The 19,181-nt window shown below is 68.1% G+C and carries 24 protein-coding genes; 15 read left to right on the top strand and 9 right to left on the bottom strand.

Annotation, left to right across the window (positions count from 1 at the left end; all coding sequences use genetic code 11):
- Positions 1 to 75: 75 nt before the first annotated feature.
- The 3 genes from T8T21_RS13370 to T8T21_RS13360 all read left to right on the top strand — a co-directional run bounded on the left by T8T21_RS13370 (position 76) and on the right by T8T21_RS13360 (position 1,575).
- On the top strand, positions 76 to 420 hold the full coding sequence (locus T8T21_RS13370) for a YbaB/EbfC family nucleoid-associated protein (protein WP_322335934.1): 345 nt from the start codon (positions 76 to 78) through the stop codon (positions 418 to 420).
- Positions 421 to 466: 46 nt separating this feature from the next.
- Positions 467 to 1,060 carry a recombination mediator RecR gene (recR, locus tag T8T21_RS13365; protein WP_183475078.1) on the top strand — a complete coding sequence of 198 codons (594 nt, stop codon included), beginning with the start codon at positions 467 to 469 and terminating at the stop codon, positions 1,058 to 1,060.
- Between the two features lie 89 nt (positions 1,061 to 1,149).
- Entirely contained in the window at positions 1,150 to 1,575 is a 426-nt protein-coding gene (locus tag T8T21_RS13360; RefSeq protein WP_322335933.1) for a PACE efflux transporter, read from the top strand.
- A 44-nt stretch (positions 1,576 to 1,619) separates the two neighbouring features.
- Here the strand turns inward: T8T21_RS13360 and T8T21_RS13355 are convergent, their stop codons facing one another.
- Positions 1,620 to 2,393, bottom strand: a complete 774-nt coding sequence (locus T8T21_RS13355; RefSeq protein WP_183475076.1) for a DUF1013 domain-containing protein — start codon at positions 2,391 to 2,393, stop codon at positions 1,620 to 1,622.
- A 133-nt stretch (positions 2,394 to 2,526) separates the two neighbouring features.
- On the opposite strand from T8T21_RS13355, the gene T8T21_RS13350 reads away from it, so the two are divergent.
- Positions 2,527 to 3,162 carry a ribonuclease T2 gene (locus tag T8T21_RS13350; protein ID WP_322335932.1) on the top strand — a complete coding sequence of 212 codons (636 nt, stop codon included), beginning with the start codon at positions 2,527 to 2,529 and terminating at the stop codon, positions 3,160 to 3,162.
- On the opposite strand, the gene T8T21_RS13345 is transcribed toward T8T21_RS13350, so the two are convergent.
- Positions 3,159 to 4,142, bottom strand: coding sequence for an alpha/beta hydrolase family protein (locus T8T21_RS13345; RefSeq protein ID WP_322335931.1), 984 nt, complete (start codon positions 4,140 to 4,142; stop codon positions 3,159 to 3,161). The genes T8T21_RS13350 and T8T21_RS13345 overlap by 4 nt on opposite strands.
- 101 nt (positions 4,143 to 4,243) lie before the next feature.
- Positions 4,244 to 5,842, bottom strand: coding sequence for a phosphoenolpyruvate carboxykinase (locus tag T8T21_RS13340; RefSeq protein ID WP_322335930.1), 1,599 nt, complete (start codon positions 5,840 to 5,842; stop codon positions 4,244 to 4,246).
- Positions 5,843 to 6,160: 318 nt separating this feature from the next.
- Between T8T21_RS13340 and T8T21_RS13335 the strand changes: the two genes are divergently transcribed.
- The 6 genes from T8T21_RS13335 to T8T21_RS13310 are packed head-to-tail and all read left to right on the top strand — an operon-like array spanning position 6,161 to position 10,695.
- Positions 6,161 to 6,862, top strand: coding sequence for a response regulator transcription factor (locus T8T21_RS13335; RefSeq protein WP_183475072.1), 702 nt, complete (start codon positions 6,161 to 6,163; stop codon positions 6,860 to 6,862).
- A 30-nt stretch (positions 6,863 to 6,892) separates the two neighbouring features.
- On the top strand, positions 6,893 to 8,620 hold the full coding sequence (locus tag T8T21_RS13330) for a sensor histidine kinase (protein ID WP_322335929.1): 1,728 nt from the start codon (positions 6,893 to 6,895) through the stop codon (positions 8,618 to 8,620).
- Positions 8,536 to 9,063, top strand: a complete 528-nt coding sequence (locus tag T8T21_RS13325; protein WP_322337498.1) for an HPr kinase/phosphorylase — start codon at positions 8,536 to 8,538, stop codon at positions 9,061 to 9,063. Before T8T21_RS13330 ends, T8T21_RS13325 begins: the two co-directional genes overlap by 85 nt.
- Positions 9,060 to 10,010, top strand: coding sequence for an RNase adapter RapZ (gene rapZ / locus T8T21_RS13320; RefSeq protein ID WP_322335928.1), 951 nt, complete (start codon positions 9,060 to 9,062; stop codon positions 10,008 to 10,010). Before T8T21_RS13325 ends, rapZ begins: the two co-directional genes overlap by 4 nt.
- On the top strand, positions 10,007 to 10,426 hold the full coding sequence (locus T8T21_RS13315; RefSeq protein ID WP_183475070.1) for a PTS sugar transporter subunit IIA: 420 nt from the start codon (positions 10,007 to 10,009) through the stop codon (positions 10,424 to 10,426). Before rapZ ends, T8T21_RS13315 begins: the two co-directional genes overlap by 4 nt.
- Entirely contained in the window at positions 10,423 to 10,695 is a 273-nt protein-coding gene (locus tag T8T21_RS13310; protein ID WP_183475069.1) for an HPr family phosphocarrier protein, read from the top strand. The genes T8T21_RS13315 and T8T21_RS13310 overlap by 4 nt, the downstream gene beginning before the upstream one ends.
- Before the next feature lie 19 nt (positions 10,696 to 10,714).
- Here the strand turns inward: T8T21_RS13310 and T8T21_RS13305 are convergent, their stop codons facing one another.
- A complete protein-coding gene (locus T8T21_RS13305; RefSeq protein ID WP_322337497.1) occupies positions 10,715 to 11,590 on the bottom strand; it encodes a 3-hydroxybutyryl-CoA dehydrogenase in 876 nt (291 codons plus the stop codon).
- Between the two features lie 135 nt (positions 11,591 to 11,725).
- Here T8T21_RS13305 and T8T21_RS13300 point away from each other — a divergent pair, with 135 nt between their 5' ends.
- Positions 11,726 to 12,469, top strand: a complete 744-nt coding sequence (locus tag T8T21_RS13300) for a DUF6473 family protein (RefSeq protein ID WP_322335927.1) — start codon at positions 11,726 to 11,728, stop codon at positions 12,467 to 12,469.
- Positions 12,470 to 12,518: 49 nt separating this feature from the next.
- Here the strand turns inward: T8T21_RS13300 and T8T21_RS13295 are convergent, their stop codons facing one another.
- The 4 genes from T8T21_RS13295 to T8T21_RS13280 all read right to left on the bottom strand — a co-directional run bounded on the left by T8T21_RS13295 (position 12,519) and on the right by T8T21_RS13280 (position 16,034).
- Positions 12,519 to 13,445 carry an electron transfer flavoprotein subunit alpha/FixB family protein gene (locus T8T21_RS13295; protein WP_322335926.1) on the bottom strand — a complete coding sequence of 309 codons (927 nt, stop codon included), beginning with the start codon at positions 13,443 to 13,445 and terminating at the stop codon, positions 12,519 to 12,521.
- Complete coding sequence (locus T8T21_RS13290; protein ID WP_322335925.1) at positions 13,442 to 14,203, bottom strand: electron transfer flavoprotein subunit beta/FixA family protein; 762 nt, start codon at positions 14,201 to 14,203, stop codon at positions 13,442 to 13,444. The genes T8T21_RS13295 and T8T21_RS13290 overlap by 4 nt, the downstream gene beginning before the upstream one ends.
- A 134-nt stretch (positions 14,204 to 14,337) precedes the next feature.
- The gene (locus tag T8T21_RS13285) at positions 14,338 to 15,315 is read right to left on the bottom strand and encodes an NAD(P)H-quinone oxidoreductase (protein WP_322335924.1); all 978 of its coding nucleotides are present in this window, start codon (positions 15,313 to 15,315) and stop codon (positions 14,338 to 14,340) included.
- A complete protein-coding gene (locus T8T21_RS13280; protein WP_322335923.1) occupies positions 15,312 to 16,034 on the bottom strand; it encodes a COQ9 family protein in 723 nt (240 codons plus the stop codon). Before T8T21_RS13280 ends, T8T21_RS13285 begins: the two co-directional genes overlap by 4 nt.
- 104 nt (positions 16,035 to 16,138) lie before the next feature.
- On the opposite strand from T8T21_RS13280, the gene rpsU reads away from it, so the two are divergent.
- From rpsU to T8T21_RS13265, 3 genes are all read left to right on the top strand, one after another.
- A complete protein-coding gene (gene rpsU / locus T8T21_RS13275; protein WP_007255353.1) occupies positions 16,139 to 16,345 on the top strand; it encodes a 30S ribosomal protein S21 in 207 nt (68 codons plus the stop codon).
- A gap of 125 nt (positions 16,346 to 16,470) precedes the next feature.
- The gene (locus T8T21_RS13270) at positions 16,471 to 16,797 is read left to right on the top strand and encodes a hypothetical protein (RefSeq protein ID WP_322335922.1); all 327 of its coding nucleotides are present in this window, start codon (positions 16,471 to 16,473) and stop codon (positions 16,795 to 16,797) included.
- A gap of 85 nt (positions 16,798 to 16,882) precedes the next feature.
- On the top strand, positions 16,883 to 17,413 hold the full coding sequence (locus T8T21_RS13265) for a redoxin domain-containing protein (RefSeq protein WP_322335921.1): 531 nt from the start codon (positions 16,883 to 16,885) through the stop codon (positions 17,411 to 17,413).
- A gap of 51 nt (positions 17,414 to 17,464) precedes the next feature.
- Here the strand turns inward: T8T21_RS13265 and T8T21_RS13260 are convergent, their stop codons facing one another.
- Complete coding sequence (locus T8T21_RS13260; RefSeq protein ID WP_183474675.1) at positions 17,465 to 17,926, bottom strand: Lrp/AsnC family transcriptional regulator; 462 nt, start codon at positions 17,924 to 17,926, stop codon at positions 17,465 to 17,467.
- A gap of 128 nt (positions 17,927 to 18,054) precedes the next feature.
- On the opposite strand from T8T21_RS13260, the gene ald reads away from it, so the two are divergent.
- The gene (ald, locus tag T8T21_RS13255) at positions 18,055 to 19,173 is read left to right on the top strand and encodes an alanine dehydrogenase (protein ID WP_183474674.1); all 1,119 of its coding nucleotides are present in this window, start codon (positions 18,055 to 18,057) and stop codon (positions 19,171 to 19,173) included.
- Positions 19,174 to 19,181 lie beyond the last annotated feature (8 nt).

The following is a 19,181-nucleotide window of genomic DNA, read 5'->3' as shown; positions in this document are numbered from 1 at the left end:
CGCGATTGCCGCACCACTCTTGTCGGTGGGGCCTCGCGACCGTATCTGCTAGGCAACGCAGACGAGGAGACAGCGATGTTCAAGGGGCTCGGCGGCCTGGGCGACATGTCCAAGATGATGAAGGCCGCGCAGGAAATGCAGGGCAAGATGGCGCAGATCCAGCAGGATCTGGAGACCATGACCGTCACCGGCGAAAGCGGCGCGGGTCTGGTCAAGGCCACCGCGACGGCCAAGGGCGAGCTGACCGCGCTCGACATCGATCCGTCGATCTTCGTGGCCTCCGAGAAGGAAGTGGTCGAGGATCTGATCCTCGCCGCGATCAAGGACGCGCAGGCCCGCGCCACCGAGCGGGCGCAGGCGGAGATGAAGAAGATCGCCGACGAGCTCGGCCTGCCCCCGGGCATGAACCTGCCGTTCTGAGAACCGCCCTGCTTTCCCCTTCCCGACATATGCAGGCGGGCTGCCCATGAGCGAGGATCGCGAGGCCATCGACCGGCTGATCGAGCTGATGTCGCGGCTGCCAGGGCTCGGGCCGCGCTCGGCCCGGCGCGCCGTGCTGCACCTCGTCAAGAAGCGCGGCACGCTGCTGTCGCCGCTGGCGGAGGCGATGACCGAGGTCGGCGCGACGGCGCGCGAATGCCTCAACTGCGGCAATGTCGGCACCGGGGACATCTGCGGCATCTGCGCGGATGAGCGCCGGGCGACCGGCCAGATCTGCGTGGTCGAGGACGTGGCCGATCTCTGGGCGATGGAACGGTCGGGGGTGTTCAAGGGCCGCTACCACGTGCTTGGCGGCACCCTCTCGGCACTCGACGCGGTCGGGCCGGACGAGCTGCGGATACCGCGGCTGATGGACCGGGTGAAATCCGAGGCAGTCTCAGAGGTGATCCTGGCGCTGGGCGCCACGATCGACGGCCAGACCACCGCGCATTACATCGCCGATCAGCTGCCGGACGTCTCCGTCACCTCACTGGCGCAGGGCGTGCCGGTGGGGGGCGAGCTGGACTATCTCGACGACGGCACGATCAGCGCGGCGCTCCGGGCGCGGCGCAGCCTCTGAGACCGGAATCGACTTTCGTATAGGTGGTGCCTTGCCTCCGAGGCCCCCGGCCGCCATACCCGGCGGGGCCGCGGCGATGGGAGGGGCAGTTGCGCAGCAGATCGGACCGGATTCGTCAGGCGGTGAGCTTCGAGCTCATCGGGCTTGCCGCGGTGACGCCATTCGGCGCTTGGCTCTACGGCTTTCCGCTGTTCGACATGGGCGCGATCAGCGTGATCTCGTCGCTGGTCGCGACCTGCTGGAACTACCTGTTCAACCGCGTCTTCGACGGGACGCTGCAGCGGATGAACGGCCATACCGGCAAGACCACGCCTTTGCGCATCCTGCACGCGGTGCTGTTCGAGGCGGGGCTGCTGTCGATCCTGCTGCCCGTGTTCTCGTGGTGGCTCGGACTGGGGCTGCTCGAATCATTCGTGGTGCAGATGAGCTTCGCGCTCTTCTACACCGTCTACACCTTCGTCTTCACCTGGGGTTACGACCGGCTGTTCCCGGACCCCGGGGCCCGCACCGCCTGATCGAAGGCGGCCCATGGGTCTGACCCCGGGCCGCCTCAAAGCGATCACTTGTCTTCGTCGTCCGCGTCGTCGCCCTTGGGCAGGTTGAAGAAGCTGTCGGCGTCGCTGACGTCGCGATCGTCCTCCGCCTCTTCTTCCTCTTCCTCGGGACGGGCATTGCTCTCGGACAGCGAGAAGCTCTCCAGCCCGGAGATCGAGGAGGGCATCTTGGGCTCGGGCGACATGCCGAGGCTCTGCTCGGTCGAGACCAGCTTGCGACGCTCGTCATCGGTCATGGCCGAACCGTCACGCAGGCGCTTGGCGTTGGCCTGCTGCACTGCGGCATCAAGCTCGGACTGACGGCACAGGCCGAGCGCAACCGGATCGATCGGGTCGATGTTGCCGATGTTCCAGTGGGTCCGCTCGCGGATCGCCTGGATCGTCGGCTTGGTGGTGCCGACCAGCTTGGAGATCTGGCCGTCCGACAGCTCGGGGTGGAACTTGACCAGCCACAGGATCGAGGCGGGGCGGTCCTGGCGCTTGGAAAGCGGGGTGTAGCGGGGGCCACGGCGCTTCTCTTCGCCCACCGCCGACGCGTTGAACTTGAGCTTCAGCCTGTGCAGCGGGTTCTTCTCCGCCTTCTCGATCTCTTCCTGCGTCAGCTGGTTGTTGGCGACCGGGTCGAACCCCTTCACCCCGGCGGCGACGTCGCCATCGGCGATGCCCTGCACCTCGAGCTCGTGCAGCCCGCAGAAATCGCCGATCTGCTTGAAGCTGATCGTCGTGTTGTCCACCAGCCAGACGGCGGTGGCCTTCGCCATGAGCGGTTTGTCAGCCATGTGAACACCCTTTCGAAAGACACGTCTTCCCCCGGCCCCGGCCTGGGGCGGACCGCGGCAGCGGTCCCGGTTCTCGTTTTCGGGGAACTCAACGGGCTATATAGGGATCATGGGCCATCGAGGAAAGACATAAATGACCTGCACGACAAGAGCCGCGATCGCGCTCATGCTGATCGCCGGACCGCTGCGGGCCGATCAGGCGGGGGATTTCGATTATTACGTGCTGAGCCTGAGCTGGTCGCCCGGCTGGTGCGCCCGCGAGGGCACGGCGCGCGGCTCCGAGCAATGCGACGACAGCCGCGATCTGGGCTGGGTGCTGCACGGGCTGTGGCCGCAATACGAAACCGGCTGGCCGGATTACTGCCCCACCAGCATGCGCCCGCCTTCGCGCAGCGAAACGGCGGCGATGGCCGATATCATGGGCACCGGCTCCTCGGCCTGGCACCAGTGGAAGAAGCACGGGACCTGCGCCGGCCTGTCGTCCGAGGCCTATTTCGAGACCGCCCGCGACGCCTATGCGATGATCGAGCGCCCCGAGGAATTCCGCCGGCTCGACCGCGAGATCGCCCTGCCCGCCACCGTGGTGGAGGAGGCCTTCCTGCGCGACAATCCCGACCTTTCCGCCGACGGGCTCACCGTGACCTGCCGCGACGGGATGGTGCAGGAGGTGCGGATCTGCCTGACCCGCGACCTGGAGCCGCGCGACTGCGGCGCCGACGTGATCCGCGACTGCACGCTGTCCGACGCGCTGATGCCCCCGATCCGCTAGGGCGCGCCCAGCATGTCGAAGAAGGCGACGCTGGCCGCGACCATCTCGTCGAGCCGCTCGGGCCCCTCGTGGATGTCGAAGCCATGGTCCATCTCGCGCAGCCAGAGCTCGTCGGGGCCGCCATGCGCCGTCAGCCACATCTCGGCCTGGGCCGGATCGACGGTGGCGTCCTCGCTGCCCTGGGCAACGAAGAGCGGGCCGGAATAGCGGGCGATGTCGGCGAGCGGATCCGCGTCGAGGATGCCTTCGAAGAAGGGCTGCGCGAGCGTGACCTGCACGCCCCAGGGCAGGATCACCTCGGTCGGCGCCTCGGACAGAACGCCGCGCTCCAGCGTCTCGGGACCGAACAGCGTGGCGAAGGTGATCTGCGGATCGGCGATCCCCGCCCAGAGTGCCATCGCCTCGACCGGCGCGCCGTCGCCGGCCAGACCGGCCGCGACCAACCCGCCCTGCCCCCAGCCGATCACGTAGAGCGGCCCGCGCAGGCGGTCGTCCTCGGCCAGCCAGTCCAGCGCGGCGCGGGCATCGGCGATCTGGCTGTCGAAGGTGGTCTGCGAGAAGTCGAACCCCTCGACGCTCTCTCCCGAGCCCCGGAAGTCGATCCGCAGGCTGGCATAGCCCGCCTCGGCCAGCAGCCGCGCGGTGCGGCGGAACACGCCCTCGCCCACGCCCTCGATCCCGAGCTCGTCGCGGTCACCGGTGAAGCCGTGCAGAAGCAGAACGACCGGCGGCGGCGGGCCGGGCGGCAACGCCAGCGTGCCGTAGACGGGCGTGCCCTCGACCTCGTAGGAAATCCGGTCCGACAGCCCGGCCTGCCCGTCAGAGAGCGGCAACGGCCGGGGCCAAGGCGCGACCACCATCAGTTGGGACAGGTCGATTTCCGCCTCGGGCGTCTCGCCCTCCTGCGCGTTCTCTTGCGCGGCAAGCGGCGCGGCGGCGATCAGGGCGGCGCCAAGCACGGCGCGGAACGGCAGGGGCATGGCGGGTCTCCGGGGCTCTTTGCCGAATGGGTGGCCCTAGCCGGCCCGGAGTCAAGCGTCCCGCGGGGGTCTCCCCTCCCCCGCGGGACGGTGTGCTGCGCTCAGCCGATGGCGGCGGCGCGCACGTCCTCATCGATATGCGGCACGTACTGGGCGAAGTTGTCGGCGAACATCTGCGCCAGCTTCCGCGCCTGCGCATCATAGGCCGAGGCATCGGCCCAGGTGCCACGCGGATCGAGCAGCGCATCGTCGACGCCTTCCACCGAGACCGGCACATCGAAACCGAAATTCGGATCCTTGCGGAAGCTGCCCTCGGCCAGCGTGCCGTCCAGCGCCGCGGCCAGCAGCGCGCGGGTCGCCGCGATCGGCATCCGCTTGCCGGTGCCGTAGGCGCCGCCGGTCCAGCCGGTGTTGACCAGCCAGCAGGTGGCGCCGTGGTTACCGATCTTCTCCTGCAGCAGCTTGCCGTACTCCTCGGGGCGGCGCGGCATGAAGGGCGCGCCGAAGCAGGTCGAGAAGGTGGGCTCGGGCTCGGTCACGCCGCGCTCGGTGCCGGCGACCTTCGAAGTGAAGCCCGACAGGAAGTGGTACATCGCCTGCGCCGGCGTCAGCCGCGCGATCGGGGGCAGCACGCCGAAGGCGTCGCAGGTCAGCATCACGATGTTCTTGGGATGCCCGCCCAGCGCGCTCTCGGAAGCGTTGGAAATGTAGTGCAGCGGGTAGGCGCAGCGCATGTTCGCGGTGAGCGAGCTGTCCTCGAAATCGAGCTCCAGCGTGTCCTCGTCGAACACCATGTTCTCGATCACGGTGCCGAACTTCTGCGTGGTGGCATAGATCTCGGGCTCGGCCTCGGCCGAGAGCGAGATCGTCTTGGCGTAGCAGCCGCCCTCGAAGTTGAAGGTGCCGCGATCCGACCAGCCATGCTCGTCATCGCCGATCAGCACGCGCGAGGGGTCGGCCGAGAGCGTGGTCTTGCCGGTGCCCGACAGGCCGAAGAATACCGCCGTGTCGACCGGGTTGCCCGGAGCGTGGTTGGCCGAGCAGTGCATCGGCATGATGCCCTTCTCGGGCAGCAGGTAGTTCAGCAGCGTGAACACCGCCTTCTTGTTCTCGCCGGCATATTCGGTGCCGCCGATCAGGATCAGCTTCTCGTCGAGATTGATCGCGATCACCGTGGCCGAACGGCAGCCATGCCGCTCGGGGTCGGCGCGGAAGCTCGGGGCGTTGATCGCCGTGTATTCCGGGGCGAAGCTGTCGAGCGCGGCGCGCTCGGGACGGCGCAGCAGGTGGCGGATGAACAGCCCGTGCCAAGCCAGCTCGGTCACCATGCGCACGTTGATCCGGTGCGCCGGATCCGCGCCGGCATGGAGATCCTGCACATGCATCGAGCGGCCCGCGAGATGCGCCAGCATGTCGGCCTTGAGCGTCGCGAAGGCCTGCGGCTCCATCGCAGCGTTGTTTTCCCACCAGATCGTGTCTTCGGTGGTGGCGCTGCGGACCACGAACTTGTCCTTGGGGCTGCGCCCCGTGTGCTGGCCGGTAGTGACCAGCAACGTGCCGCCCTGGCCCAGCCGGCCCTCGCCGCCGGTGATTGCGGCCTGCATCAGCTGCGGCTCGGTCAGGTTGTAATAGACCTCGCCCAGCCCCGTCACACCCTGCGCCTCGAGCGTCATCTCGGGGTTCACGCGTCCATGCTGCATCTGACCGGCTCCTTCCATTGGAGCCGACACCCGGCCCCGCTGCAAAGGGCTTAACATGATGATTTCCAAGGCGGCCATCCAGTTAGCGCAACCATACGGACTGTTAACGCAACCAGCCCAAGCCAGAGACTGCCCTTGCGGCAAGCTGCACGACCGCGTGCGGCGAAGGTGCGGCATTTTAGCCATTGGTTATCGCATTTCGGCGCAAATGGGGCGTCTTTGGGGCCGCGATTCGCTGTGCGCACTTGATCCGTGCAGATGAACACGGGATGACGGAACGAGGCCCATCAATAAGAATCCGAGCTGGAAAGGGATCCGATGTCGAAGATCGCGCTTGTGGATGACGACAGGAACATCCTGACGTCGGTGTCGATGACCCTGGAAGCCGAGGGTTTCGAGGTCGAGACCTACAATGATGGGCAGATGGCGCTCGACGCCTTCAACAAGAAGCTGCCCGACATGGCCGTGCTCGACATCAAGATGCCGCGCATGGACGGCATGGATCTGCTGCAGCGGCTGCGCCAGAAGACCCAGATGCCGGTGATCTTCCTGACCTCCAAGGATGACGAGATCGACGAGGTGCTCGGGCTGCGGATGGGCGCCGACGACTACGTCAAGAAGCCGTTCTCCCAGCGCCTGCTCGTGGAACGCATCCGCGCGCTGCTGCGTCGCCAGGAGGCGATTTCGGGCGAGACGGTCGAGGTGACCGAGGACAACAAGGTCATGGAGCGCGGCCAGCTGACCATGGACCCGCTGCGCCACGCGGTGACCTGGAAGGGCAAGGACGTCTCGCTCACCGTGACCGAGTTCCTTCTGCTGCAGGCGCTGGCCCAGCGCCCCGGCTTCGTGAAGAGCCGCGACCAGCTGATGGACGTCGCCTATGACGATCAGGTCTATGTCGACGACCGCACCATCGACAGCCACATCAAGCGCCTGCGCAAGAAGATGCGCAACGCGGATCCGGATTTCTCGGCGATCGAGACCCTTTACGGGATCGGCTATCGCTACAACGAGGAATGATCGTCCAACCCCTGGAGAGATGAGCGCATCATGACCGCCGCCCCCCAGATCGACGTGCGGGATCTAAACTCGGTCCGCCGCGCCGCCAAGCGGGGCGAGGAGCCGCGCGATCGGGTGGTGCTGGGCGAGGATTGGGTCACGCCGAATGCCGAGCGACGGCCGCGCCGCCGGCTGGTGCAGCTCAACCGCTCGCCGCTGGCGCGCAAGATCATCACCTTCAACCTGATCGCGCTGCTGCTGCTGGTCGCGGGAATGCTCTACCTCGCGCCCTCGCGCGACAACCTCGCCTTCCAGCGCGCCTCCTCGCTGGTCAGCCAGGCCGAGCTGATCGCCGACCTGTTCGAGGTGCAGCTGCCGGCCGGCGCGCCGGTAAACCTGATCACCGGCGACGGGCTCAACGTCGATGCCACGCTCGATTCGCTCGACCTGCGCGACGGAATCGAGCTGCGGATCTTCGATCCCTCGGGCCAGCTGGTCGGCGAGGCCGTGGCGCGCGACACCGATGTGGTCGCCGGGCTGGAGCTGGGCACCGGCGGCACCGTGCTGACCGATCTGCTCAACTCCGCCTGGGAGGCCCTCGCCGGGCTGCTGTCGCCGGCGAGCCTGCCGCCGCCGGCCTTCGGCACGGCCGACGCGGCGCAGGCGCTGGTTTCGCCGGCGCTGGCCGGCGGCACGGCGGTGCAGACCCGCACCGACGCGCAGGGCCGCACGATCTTCGCCATCGCCACCCCGATCGAGCAGGGCCGTCGCGCCGTCGGCGTCGTCGCCGTGACCTCGGCCGCGGGCGAGATCGACGCGCTGGTCCGGCGTGAACGCGAGCAGGTGCTGCAGATGTTCGTGGTCGGCATGCTGGTCTCGATCGGTCTCAGCCTCGTTCTCGCCTCGACCATCGCCAACCCGCTCTCGGAGCTGGCCGCGGCCGCCGAGACGGGGCGCGACCGCAACGCCCGCAAATTCGCCCCCACCAAGGTGCGGATCCCCGACCTCACCGCCCGGCCCGACGAGATCGGCCGTCTTTCGGCGGCGCTGAGGGGCATGGTGGCCGCGCTCTACGACCGGATCGAGGGCAACGAGCAGTTCGCGGCTGACGTCGCCCATGAGATCAAGAACCCGCTCGCCTCGCTGCGCTCCGCGGTCGGCAGCCTGCGGGTCGTGAAGCGCGAGGATCACCGCGAGAAGCTGCTTGACGTGATCGAGCACGATGTGCGTCGGCTCGACCGGCTGGTCTCCGACATCTCCAACGCCTCGCGGCTCGACGCCGAGCTGGTCAAGGAGGAGGAGGAGAGCTTCGACCTGCTTCGGATGCTGTCGAACCTCAACGATTTCCTCGGCCGGGAGGCCGCGCTCAAGGGCATCGACTTCATCGCCGACCTGCCCTCGCGCCCGATCCAGATCCAGGGCCTCGAGGGGCGGTTGGCGCAGGTCTTCGTCAACCTGATCACCAACGCCATCTCGTTTTGCGAAGATGGCGACGCGATCCGGGTCTGGGCACGGCAGCGTGAGAACCGGGTACTGGTCGTGGTCGAGGATACCGGCCCCGGCATCCCCGAAGAGGCGCTGACCAAGATCTTTCAGCGTTTCTATTCCGAGCGACCGGAACAGCAGTTCGGCAACAACTCCGGCCTCGGCCTCGCCATCTCCAAGCAAATCGTCGAGGCGCATGGCGGCGTCATCTGGGCCGAGAACATCCGCCCCACCGAGGCCGATCCGACCTCCGAGCCCCTCGGAGCGCGATTCGTCGTGGGCCTCCCGATCTGAACGGCGGCGGCGATATCGACGCGCCGCTCGCCCTGCATGCGAGCTGTGTCGCCTGGCAAGGACGCGGCCTGCTGATCACCGGTCCCTCGGGCAGCGGCAAGTCGGCGCTGGCGCTGGCGCTGATGGCGCTGGGCTGCAATCTGGTCGCGGATGACCGGGTATTGCTGTCGCGCCGGCCCGATGGTGGGTTGCGCGCCGCCTGCCCCGCCACCATCGCCGGGCTGATCGAGGCGCGCGGCGTCGGGCTGCTCAACGCCGTGCCGGCGGGACCGGTCCGGCTGGTTCTGGCCGTCGCGCGCGGCACCCCTGAGACGGAACGTCTTCCACCGGAACGTAGCGTCACGTATCTGGGCTGTTCCCTCCCGCTGCTTCACGATGTCGGGACGGGCCATTTCGCGCCCGCGATCCTGCAGTATCTCAAGGCAGGACGGAGAGAGACATGATACCCGACCCTGCACTTGCCCCCACCCAATCCGACATCCCGCCCGAGGACGGGCGCCAGTCGCTGGTGCTGGTGACCGGCCCATCCGGGGCAGGCCGCAGCACGGCGATCAACGTGCTCGAGGATCTTGGCCATGAGGTGATCGACAACCTGCCGCTGTCGCTGTTGCCGCGGCTGCTCGACGGACCGCCGTTGTCGCAGCCACTGGCGCTCGGCCTCGACGTGCGCAACCGTGACTTCACCACCGACGCTCTGATCGACGCGATCGACCGACTCGCCTCGGCGCCGGGAGTGGCGCTGCAGGTGCTTTACCTCGATTGCGACGAGGACGAGCTGGTCCGCCGCTATTCCGAGACCCGGCGCCGCCATCCGCTGGCCCCGGCCGACAGCCCGGCCGCCGGGATCGCCCGCGAGCGGGACCTGCTCGGCCCGGTCCGGGCCCGAGCGGACATTCTGGTCGACACTACTGGCCTGTCGCCGCATGAGGGTCGGGCCGAGATCGAACGCTGGTTCGCGCCGCCCGAGGGCCGTACCCTCGCGGTGACGCTGCACAGTTTCTCCTACAAGCGCGGCTTGCCGCGCGGGCTCGACCTCGTGATCGACTGCCGCTTCCTGCGCAACCCGCACTGGGAGCCGGCGCTGCGGCCGCTTGACGGGCGGGATGACGCGGTGGACGCCCATGTCGCCGGCGATCCCCGCTTTGACGGCTTCTTCACCTCGATGTGCGATTTTCTGGTGCCGCTCCTGCCCGCCTACCACGCCGAGGGCAAGACGCACCTCGCCATCGGCTTCGGCTGCACCGGCGGGCAACACCGTTCGGTCGCCGTGACCGAGCGTTTCGCCAAGACCCTTGCAGAGGAGGGGTGGCAGGTGTCTAAACGTCACAGGGAGCTGGAACGCCGCGCCGGGACGGGGAGCCCGCCGGCCGTACGGGGACAAGTCGCGTGATCGGAATCGTCATCGTGGCCCATGGGGGGCTCGCACGCGAATACCTCGCCGCCGTGGAACACGTGGTGGGGCGCCAGACCGGGGTCATCGCCATCACCATCCTCCCCGACGACGACCGCGGGGCCAAGCAGGACGAGATCTGCGCCGCCGCGGATTCCGTCGATACCGGCGACGGCGTGGTCATCGTCACCGACATGTTCGGGGGCTCGCCCTCGAACCTCTCGCTCAGGGCCTGCTCGGTCTCGGACCGGCGAATCCTCTACGGCGCCAATCTCCCGATGCTCATCAAGCTCGCCAAGTCGCGTGGCAAGACCGTCCCCGAGGCGGTGCGCGCGGCGCTCACGGCGGGCCGCAAATACATCGACAGCCTGATCGTCGATTCGGGGCTGCAGACGGAGACACGCACCGGAACATGACGACCACCAGACGCCTGCAGATCATCAATACCAAGGGCTTGCACGCCCGCGCCTCCGCCAAGCTCGCCGAAACCGTCGAATCCTTCGACGCCGAAGCCACCGTGAGCCGGGACGGCCTTTCCACCACCGGCGACAGCATCATGGGTCTCCTGATGCTCGCCGCCTCGCGGGGGACGTGGATCGACGTCGAAACCTCGGGCGCCGAGGCCGAGCGGCTCGCCGACGCGATCGAGGCGCTGGTCGCCGACTGTTTCGGCGAGGGGGGCTGAGCCCCCTCGCCGTCCGGCCTCAGCGGGTCGGAACCGGCGTTTCGCCGCGATAATCGTAGAAGCCGCGCCCGGTCTTGCGACCGTACCAACCCGCTTCGACATATTTGGTCAGCAGCGGACAGGGACGGTACTTGGTGTCCGCCAGCCCGTCATGCAGCACGTTCATGATCGCGAGGCAGGTGTCGAGCCCGATGAAATCGGCGAGCTCGAGCGGCCCCATCGGGTGATTCGCCCCGAGCTTGAGAGAAGTGTCGATCGCCTCGACCGTCCCGACCCCCTCGAACAGCGCATAGACCGCCTCGTTGATCATCGGCATCAGGATGCGATTGACGATGAAGGCGGGAAAATCCTCCGACGTCGCCGAGGTCTTGCCCAGCCGCTCGACCACTTCGAGACAGGCGCGGAAGGTCTCCTCGTCGGTGGCGATGCCGCGGATCAGCTCGACGAGCTGCATCACCGGCACCGGGTTCATGAAATGGAACCCCATGAACTTCTCCGGACGATCGGTCCGGCTCGCCAGCCGGGTGATCGAGATCGAGGAGGTGTTCGAGGTGAGAATCGTGTGCTTCGCCAGATGCGGCACCAGCTCCTCGAAGATCGCGGTCTTGACCGTCTCGCGCTCGGTCGCGGCCTCGATGATCAGGTCGCAGGGCCCCAGATCGGTCAGCGCCTGCGTGGTCGAGATCCGGCCCATCGCCTCGGCCTTCGCCTCTTCGGTCAGCGTGCCCTTGGCGATCTGACGGTCGAGATTGCGCCCGATCAGCGCCAGCGCCTTTTCCAGCGCCTCGGCGCTGATGTCGGTCATCAGCACCTCGAACCCCGCCTGCGCGAAGACATGGGCGATGCCATTGCCCATCTGCCCCGCGCCCACCACGCCTACCGTCTCGATCGCCATCGTCATCATCCTCCTGCCGTATCGCGCGCAGCATAGGTCTGCCCCGCCCCCGGTCACAAGGGCAGGTCGGGCTTAGCGATATGGCAAACCTCTCATGCTTTCCTCTCCGGCGGGAAAATGGGTGAGGGGTGTGCCATGCGGCATGACGTGATCGGCCGAGGCGCCGAACCAAGACTGCTGCGCGACCGCTACGAAGGGTCGCGCCTCTATGTCAGGGCGCCGTTGCGGAAACCGATGGGCGACTACATCGCCTGCGTCGGCGGAACGGAGACATTCGGACTGGGGCTCGCGCGCCCCTACCCCGCCCTGCTCGAACGCCGGACGCGCCGGGTCTGCATCAATCTGGGCGTGCCCCATGCCGGACCGGGGGCGCTGCTGGACGACGCGGCTCTGCTGGAGATCTGCGCCGGGGCCGAGCAGGTGATGCTGCAGGCCACCGGGGCGGCGGTGCTGTCGAACCGCTTCTTCACCGTACACCCGCGCCGCAACGACCGCTTCCTTCGGGCCTCCGCGACCCTGCGCGCGCTCTACCCGGAGATCGATTTCACGGATTTCTGCTTCGTGCGCCACATGCTCGGCGCGCTGCAGGGCTGCGGCGCCGCGCGGTTCGAACTGGTGCGGGCGGAGTTGCGCACGGCGTGGAGCGAGCGGATGAGGTTGCTGATCGACCGGATCGGTGTGCCGGTCACGCTGGTGGTGATGCCAACGCGGGTGGAAAGCGGAGATCTCGGCGACGAGCCGCTCTTCGTCAGCCGCGACATGCTCGATGCGTTGCGGCCCAAGCTGCGGGGCATCGTCCGCACGCCGCCCGGCGCCGGTCCGGCCCAGCATCTGGCGGTGGCGCGGCAGCTCTCCGACCTGTTGGCCAAGACCGGCTGAGCGATTCGTTGAAAACGGCCCGGCGCGCTGCGCCGGGCCGTTCTGTCGTTCAGAGCTTTTCGGTGAGCTCGGGCAGCGCGGTGAACAGGTCGGCGACGAGGCCGTAATCGGCGACCTGGAAAATCGGCGCCTCCTCGTCCTTGTTGATCGCCACGATGACCTTGGAGTCCTTCATGCCGGCGAGGTGCTGGATCGCGCCGGAGATGCCGACCGCGACATAGAGCGCGGGCGCGACGACCTTGCCGGTCTGGCCGACCTGCCAGTCGTTCGGGGCAAAGCCCGAGTCGACCGCGGCGCGGCTCGCACCGACGGCGGCGCCGAGCTTGTCGGCCAGCTTCTCGATCAGCGCGAAGTTCTCCTGCGAGCCGACGCCGCGGCCGCCCGAGACCACGATGCCCGCCGAGGTCAGCTCCGGCCGGTCGCTCTCGGCGAGCTTGTCCTCGACCCAAGCCGACAGGCCCGGATCGGCGGCAGGCGCCACGTCCTCGACCGAGGCCGACCCGCCGTCGCCCGCCGGCTCGAAGCCGGTGGTGCGGATGGTGATCACCTTGGTCGCGTCGCGCGACTTCACGGTCTGCACCGCGTTGCCGGCATAGACCGGGCGGTCGAAGCTGCCGTCGCCATGCACCGCCAGCACATCGGGGATGATCATCACGTCGAGGAGCGCCGCGACGCGCGGCATGACGTTCTTGGCATCGGTGGTGGCGGGGGCCGCGATCACCTCGTGGCCTTCGGCCAGCTGCGCCACCAGCGCCGCGACCGGCTCGGCCAGGCGGTGGGAGTAGAGCGGATCCTCGGCGCAGAGCACGCGGGCCACGCCTTGAATCGTCGTCGCGGCGTTTGCCGCGTCCTTGGCCTTGGCGCCGACGCACAGGAGCGTCACATCGCCCAGACCCTGCACCGCCGAGACGGCGCGGGCGGTGGCGTCACGGTTCAATTCGCCGTCCGTGACCTCGGCCAGAAGCAGCACGCTCATCCCACGACTCCCAGATCCTTCAGCTTCTCAACCAGCTCGTCGACCGAGCCGACCATCATCCCCGCCTTGCGCTCCGGCGGCTCGGCGGTCTTCACCACCTCCAGCCGCGGGCTGACGTCGACGCCGAAATCGGCCGCCGTCTTCTCGTCCAGGGGCTTCTTCTTGGCCTTCATGATGTTGGGCAGCGAGGCGTAGCGCGGCTCGTTCAGCCGCAGGTCCACCGAGACGATCGCCGGCAGCTTCACCGAGATCGTCTGCAGACCGCCATCGACCTCGCGCGTCACCTGCGCCTTGTCACCGTCGATCGTCACCTCGGAGGCGAAGGTCGCTTGGCTCCAGCCCAGCAGCGCCGAGAGCATCTGCCCGGTGGCGTTCATGTCGTTGTCGATCGCCTGCTTGCCGCAGAGCACCAGCTGCGGCTGCTCCTCCTCGACCAGCTTGGCGAGGATCTTCGCCACCGCCAGCGGCTCGATGTCCTGATCCGGCGCGTCGGCGGCGACCACCAGGATCGCCCGGTCCGCGCCCATCGCCAGCGCCGTGCGCAGCGTCTCCTGCGCCTGCTTCACGCCGATCGACACCGCGACCACCTCGGAGGCGACACCCGCCTCCTTCAGCCGGATCGCCTCCTCGACCGCGATCTCGTCGAACGGGTTCATCGACATCTTCACGTTCGCCAGATCGACGCCCGTACCGTCCGACTTCACACGCACCTTCACGTTGTAGTCGATCACCCGCTTCACGGGGACTAGGATCTTCATGATCACCCTTTCCTTACGGATCTTCGCGAGATTGGTAGCGCGCGTCTTTCGGCGGCAACAAGGCGAAACCGACCCTTGGGCGACAGGCGACGTCGCGTTACGCGCACGTCAACTCGCCGCCCAGGGTGCGTCCCTCAGCCGATCTGGAGGACGATCTTGCCGATATGCGCGGAGCTCTCCATCCGGGCATGCGCCGCCGCCGCCTCGGCCAGCGGATAGGTGCTGTCCATCACCGGACCGATGCGGCCCGCATCCAGCAGCGGCCAGACATGGGCGCGCAGCTCGTCGGCGATGGCAGCCTTGGCTGCGATGGATTGCGGCCGCAGCGTCGAGCCGGTGAGCGTCAGCCTGCGCATCATCAACGGCGCGAGGTTCAGCTCCATCTTGGGCCCTTGGAGAAAGGCGATCTGCACCAGCCGCCCGTCATCGGCGAGTGCCTTGAGGTTTCGCGCGACGTAGTCGCCGCCGACCATGTCGAGGATCAGGTCCGCCCCGCCCTCGGCACGCAGCACCTCGACGAAATCCGCCTCGCGGTAGTTGATCGCCCGCTCGGCCCCGAGCCTCTGGCAGGCGGCGCATTTCTCGGCCGAGCCTGCAGTGGCGAAGACCCGTGCGCCAAAATGCCGGGCGAGCTGGATCGCCGTGGTGCCGATGCCCGAGGAGCCGCCATGCACCAGGAACCGTTCCCCGCCTTTGAGGCCGCCGCGCATGAAGACGTTGGACCAGACGGTGAAGAAGGTCTCTGGCAGGCAGGCCGCCTCCCTGAGGTCCATGCCGCGCGACACCGGCAGGCAATGGCGCGCGGGAGTCGCCACGGCCTCGGCATAGCCGCCGCCGGGGGTCAGCGCGCAGACCGCGTCGCCCACCGCCCATTCCGTCACGCCGGAGCCGACCGCCGCCACATGCCCGGCCACCTCGAGCCCCGGCAGGTCCGAGGCCTCGGGCGGCGGGGCGTAGAGCCCGGCCCGCTGCAGCGCGTCGGGGCGGTTCACCCCGGCATAGGCCACGTCGATGACGACCTCGCCATGCTTCGGCTCGGGTCGCGGGCGCGTCGTCGCACGCAGCACTTCCGGCCCGCCGGGGCGAGCGATCTCGACCGCGCGCATGCTCATCGGCGGGTGCTCCAATGGCCGGGCAGATCCATCGGCGGCTTGCGATGCGGCGCGTGCACGCCCGAGAGCAGCAGCGACAGCGCCCCGGTCACCGGGCGCAGCAGCACCGAATCGCGGGCCTTGGCCTTGGCGCTCTCGATGCGCATCACATCGTCGATGCGCCGGTCGATGAAGGCCCAGGTCGCCTGGTGGTCGAGGCTGTCATCGCCGAGCCAGTAAAGCACCACGGAGGCCCACACGCCCGACAGCGTCGCCCGCTTGGTGTACCAGTTCACGTCGTCGGAGGCGTCACCCAGCGCGACCCAGATCGCATCGGCGGTGCGCCAGAGCAGCCGCGCACCCTCGGCCGCGTGCTGCGGCAGGGCGAAAAGCGCGGTAGCGCGGCGCAGCGCCTCCTTGTCGGCCACCGCCTCGATCCGCGCGCGCAGCGCGAAGGCGACCCGGTCGCGGTAGCGCATCGCGCCCAGCTCGGCGCCGCGCACCTTTTCTGCCATGGCCCGGTCGCCGCGATCATGCAGCGCCACGGCGAGATCGATCGCGCCCCGCGGGCACAGCGCCGCGACCTGCGGCAGGGTCATGTCGGCATCGCGCGCGGCGGCGCGCAGCGCGGTGTCCGACCAGCCGTCGAAGGCGACATGGGGCAGGATCGCGTCGAGCAGCCGTTCGACCTGCGGATCCTCGGGGCGGGTGGTCCCGTCCGCATCGGTATATGGATTCATGCGCGTCTCCCTTCCGCCCCAGCCTAGACAAGCTGTCGGGGCTTTGCTATACGGCCGCTTCCTGCAATCTTGAAACTCCAGCTTAGAAAGGTGGTGAAAACCACATGCAGGTTAGCGTTCGCGACAACAACGTCGATCAGGCCCTCCGGGCTCTGAAGAAGAAGTTGCAGCGCGAGGGTGTGTTCCGCGAGATGAAGCTCAAGCAGCATTTCGAGAAGCCCTCCGAGAAGAAGGCGCGCGAGAAGGCCGAGGCCATCCGCCGTCAGCGCAAGCTCGCCCGCAAGAAGGCCCAGCGCGAAGGTCTCCTCTGAGATCACGTGCCACCTTTGAGCGGCGAAACCCCCGAGGCGACGGCTCCGGGGGTTTTTTCTTGTCCATTGCATCTCTCGCGCCCCGGTTCGGTGTAGAATGGCACCGCATGGACAGGGAGGAGAGGATGAAACCCGTCATCCTGCTGGTCGGGCGGCTGCCCGGCGTGGTCGAGACCGTGTCGAGCGCCTTGGAGGACCTGCCGGTCGAATGGCTGGGCGCGCATGACCGGGACGAGGTCGAGCGGCAGCTCGACGCCGAGCCGAACATCGCCTGCGTGGTGATCGGCGCCGGGCTCGACGATCGAATCCGGGGCGAGCTGATCGGCGTTATCGCCGGCCGCCGTCCGGACATCACGATCCACCTCAAGGATCGCGCCTCGGGTCCGGGGGGCATGGCGCCCTTCGCCCGCAGCATCGCGGGGCTGGTGCTCGAGAGGATGGTGGCGGGCTGAGGCGCGACTTCGCCTTCTCGTGATCGCGCCGACCCGCAGGCGGCTTCGCGCGTTGTGGACCGAACCGCAACGCGAAGGAGCCTTCATGACCGGCAAACCCGTCCCCGACACCACCCTGCCCGAGATCACCCTACCGCTGCTCGGCGGCGGCGGGATCACGCTGGGCCGTCCGCAAAAGGGGCGCGACTGGCAGATGATCGTGGTCTATCGCGGCAAGCACTGCCCGATCTGCCACAAATACGTCTCCGGCCTCGAAGGGCTGCTGCCCAAGTTTCACGAGGCCGGAATCGACGTGTTGCTGGTATCTGGCGATCCGGAGGAGAAAGCCCGCGCCTTCGCCGATGAGACCGGCACCAGCGCGCCTGTCGCCTTCGACCTGAGCGTGCCGCAGATGCACGAGCTGGGTCTCTACGTCTCCGAGCCGCGTTCCGCGCAGGAGACCGACCGGCCCTTTGCCGAGCCCGCGGTCTTCGTGATCAACGATCGGGGCACGGTACATATCGCAGACATCTCGAACGCACCCTTCTCGCGTCCCGACCTCGAGGGGCTGCTGAACGGGCTGAAGTTCATCCGCGAGAACGAATACCCGGTCCGCGGCACCAAGCGGGCCGCCTGACCTGGCGCCGATGCTGCTGCACCGGTGGCGCCGCCCCTCGGGGCGGCGTCGTCATATCGGCAGGGCCGTGGTCTGGCGCACCGTCCTGAGCGCGAAGCTCGACTGCATGGTCTGCACGCCGGGCAACCGGGCAAGATGGCGGCGATGGATCTGGGCGAAATCCTCGCTGTCGCGCGCCACCACCTTGAGCAGGTAATCCGCCGTCCCTGCCATCAGGTGGCACTCCAGCACGTCCGGGATTCGCGCCACCGCCGCCTCGAAGGCGTCGAGCAGCTCGTCGGCCTGCCCAGACAGTGTGATCTCCACGAATACCGTGACCGGACGGCCGAGCCCGCGCGGATCGAGAAGCGCGACATAGCCCCGGATCAACCCGGCCGCCTCCAGCGCCCGCACTCGGCGATGACAGGCCGAAGGCGAGAGGTTCACCTGCTCGGAGAGCTGGGCATTCGACAACCGGCCATCCGCCTGCAGGGCGGCGAGGATGGCGCGGTCGATGCGGTCGATTTGATCCATGCACGATTCTTCGAACATCGACGGCTATTACGCAAGTAGCTTCGAAAAACACCGCTCAGCCAGCGAAGAACTCGTCAGCAATTGCGTGCGAACAGGCGCATCATGGGAGAAAGACAGGAGGACATGTCATGCACATCGGATGCCCCACCGAAATCAAGCCCCAGGAATTCCGCGTGGGCCTGACCCCCAACGCCGCCCGCGAGGCGGTGGGCCAAGGCCACAAGGTCACCATGCAGGCCGGCGCCGGCCTTGGTGCCGGGTTCACTGACGACGATTACCGCGCCGCCGGTGCCGCCATCGCCGACAGCGCCGAAGAGATCTTTGCCAGCGCCGAGATGATCGTGAAGGTCAAGGAGCCGCAGGCCGTCGAGCGCCGGATGCTGCGCGAGGGCCAGATCCTCTTCACCTATCTCCACCTCGCCCCCGATCCGGAACAGACCGAGGACCTGGTGAACTCGGGCGCCACCTGCATCGCCTACGAGACCGTCACCGACCGCAATGGCGGCCTGCCGCTGCTGGCCCCGATGTCGGAAGTGGCCGGTCGCCTCGCGCCGCAGATGGGCGCCTGGACGCTGCAGAAGGCCAATGGCGGCCGCGGCGTGCTGATGGGCGGCGTGCCCGGCGTAAACCCGGCCAACGTCGTCGTCATCGGCGGCGGCGTGGTCGGCACCCATGCCGCCAAGATCGCCGCTGGCATGGGCGCGCGGGTCACCGTGCTCGACAAGTCGCTGCCGCGGATGCGCTATCTCGACGACGTGTTCGGCGACCAGTTCCGCACCCTCTACGCCACCGCCGGCGCCACCGCCGATGCCGTCACCCAAGCCGACATGGTGATCGGCGCGGTGCTGGTCCCCGGTGCCGCCGCGCCCAAGCTGGTCACCCGCGAGCAGCTCTCGACCATGAAGCCCGGCGCGGCGATCGTCGACGTCGCCATCGACCAGGGTGGCTGCTTCGAGACCTCGAAGCCGACCACGCATGAGAACCCGATCTACGAGGTCGACGGCATCATGCATTACTGCGTCGCCAACATGCCCGGCGCGGTGGCCCGCACCTCGACCCTGGCGCTCGGCAACGCGACCATGCCCTTCGTGCTGGCGATCGCTGGCAAGGGCTGGAAGCAGGCCTGCCTCGACGACCCGCACCTGGCCGAGGGGCTCAACGTCCATCAGGGCCGGATCACCAACCTGGCCGTGGGCGAGGGCCTCGGCCGCGAAGCGATCTCGGCGGCGCAGGCGCTCGGCCGCTGAGGTGCGAT

This window comes from Limimaricola variabilis (assembly GCF_034371605.1).
GTDB lineage: Bacteria > Pseudomonadota > Alphaproteobacteria > Rhodobacterales > Rhodobacteraceae > Limimaricola > Limimaricola variabilis.
This window is presented reverse-complemented; position numbering and strand designations above follow the sequence as displayed.

What these genes read in the sequence shown, in the direction of transcription:
- rpsU (WP_007255353.1), top strand. Translation starts at nt 16,139, where the DNA reads ATGCAGGTTAGCGTTCGCGACAACAACGTCGATCAGGCCCTCCGGGCT.
- T8T21_RS13370 (WP_322335934.1), top strand. Translation starts at nt 76, where the DNA reads ATGTTCAAGGGGCTCGGCGGCCTGGGCGACATGTCCAAGATGATGAAG.
- T8T21_RS13330 (WP_322335929.1), top strand. Translation starts at nt 6,893, where the DNA reads ATGACCGCCGCCCCCCAGATCGACGTGCGGGATCTAAACTCGGTCCGC.
- T8T21_RS13260 (WP_183474675.1), bottom strand. Translation starts at nt 17,926, where the DNA reads ATGGATCAAATCGACCGCATCGACCGCGCCATCCTCGCCGCCCTGCAG.
- T8T21_RS13280 (WP_322335923.1), bottom strand. Translation starts at nt 16,034, where the DNA reads ATGAATCCATATACCGATGCGGACGGGACCACCCGCCCCGAGGATCCG.
- T8T21_RS13300 (WP_322335927.1), top strand. Translation starts at nt 11,726, where the DNA reads ATGCGGCATGACGTGATCGGCCGAGGCGCCGAACCAAGACTGCTGCGC.
- ald (WP_183474674.1), top strand. Translation starts at nt 18,055, where the DNA reads ATGCACATCGGATGCCCCACCGAAATCAAGCCCCAGGAATTCCGCGTG.
- T8T21_RS13310 (WP_183475069.1), top strand. Translation starts at nt 10,423, where the DNA reads ATGACGACCACCAGACGCCTGCAGATCATCAATACCAAGGGCTTGCAC.
- rapZ (WP_322335928.1), top strand. Translation starts at nt 9,060, where the DNA reads ATGATACCCGACCCTGCACTTGCCCCCACCCAATCCGACATCCCGCCC.
- T8T21_RS13270 (WP_322335922.1), top strand. Translation starts at nt 16,471, where the DNA reads ATGAAACCCGTCATCCTGCTGGTCGGGCGGCTGCCCGGCGTGGTCGAG.
- T8T21_RS13305 (WP_322337497.1), bottom strand. Translation starts at nt 11,590, where the DNA reads ATGGCGATCGAGACGGTAGGCGTGGTGGGCGCGGGGCAGATGGGCAAT.
- T8T21_RS13285 (WP_322335924.1), bottom strand. Translation starts at nt 15,315, where the DNA reads ATGAGCATGCGCGCGGTCGAGATCGCTCGCCCCGGCGGGCCGGAAGTG.
- T8T21_RS13340 (WP_322335930.1), bottom strand. Translation starts at nt 5,842, where the DNA reads ATGCAGCATGGACGCGTGAACCCCGAGATGACGCTCGAGGCGCAGGGT.
- T8T21_RS13355 (WP_183475076.1), bottom strand. Translation starts at nt 2,393, where the DNA reads ATGGCTGACAAACCGCTCATGGCGAAGGCCACCGCCGTCTGGCTGGTG.
- T8T21_RS13335 (WP_183475072.1), top strand. Translation starts at nt 6,161, where the DNA reads ATGTCGAAGATCGCGCTTGTGGATGACGACAGGAACATCCTGACGTCG.
- T8T21_RS13290 (WP_322335925.1), bottom strand. Translation starts at nt 14,203, where the DNA reads ATGAAGATCCTAGTCCCCGTGAAGCGGGTGATCGACTACAACGTGAAG.
- recR (WP_183475078.1), top strand. Translation starts at nt 467, where the DNA reads ATGAGCGAGGATCGCGAGGCCATCGACCGGCTGATCGAGCTGATGTCG.
- T8T21_RS13350 (WP_322335932.1), top strand. Translation starts at nt 2,527, where the DNA reads ATGACCTGCACGACAAGAGCCGCGATCGCGCTCATGCTGATCGCCGGA.
- T8T21_RS13265 (WP_322335921.1), top strand. Translation starts at nt 16,883, where the DNA reads ATGACCGGCAAACCCGTCCCCGACACCACCCTGCCCGAGATCACCCTA.
- T8T21_RS13295 (WP_322335926.1), bottom strand. Translation starts at nt 13,445, where the DNA reads ATGAGCGTGCTGCTTCTGGCCGAGGTCACGGACGGCGAATTGAACCGT.
- T8T21_RS13345 (WP_322335931.1), bottom strand. Translation starts at nt 4,142, where the DNA reads ATGCCCCTGCCGTTCCGCGCCGTGCTTGGCGCCGCCCTGATCGCCGCC.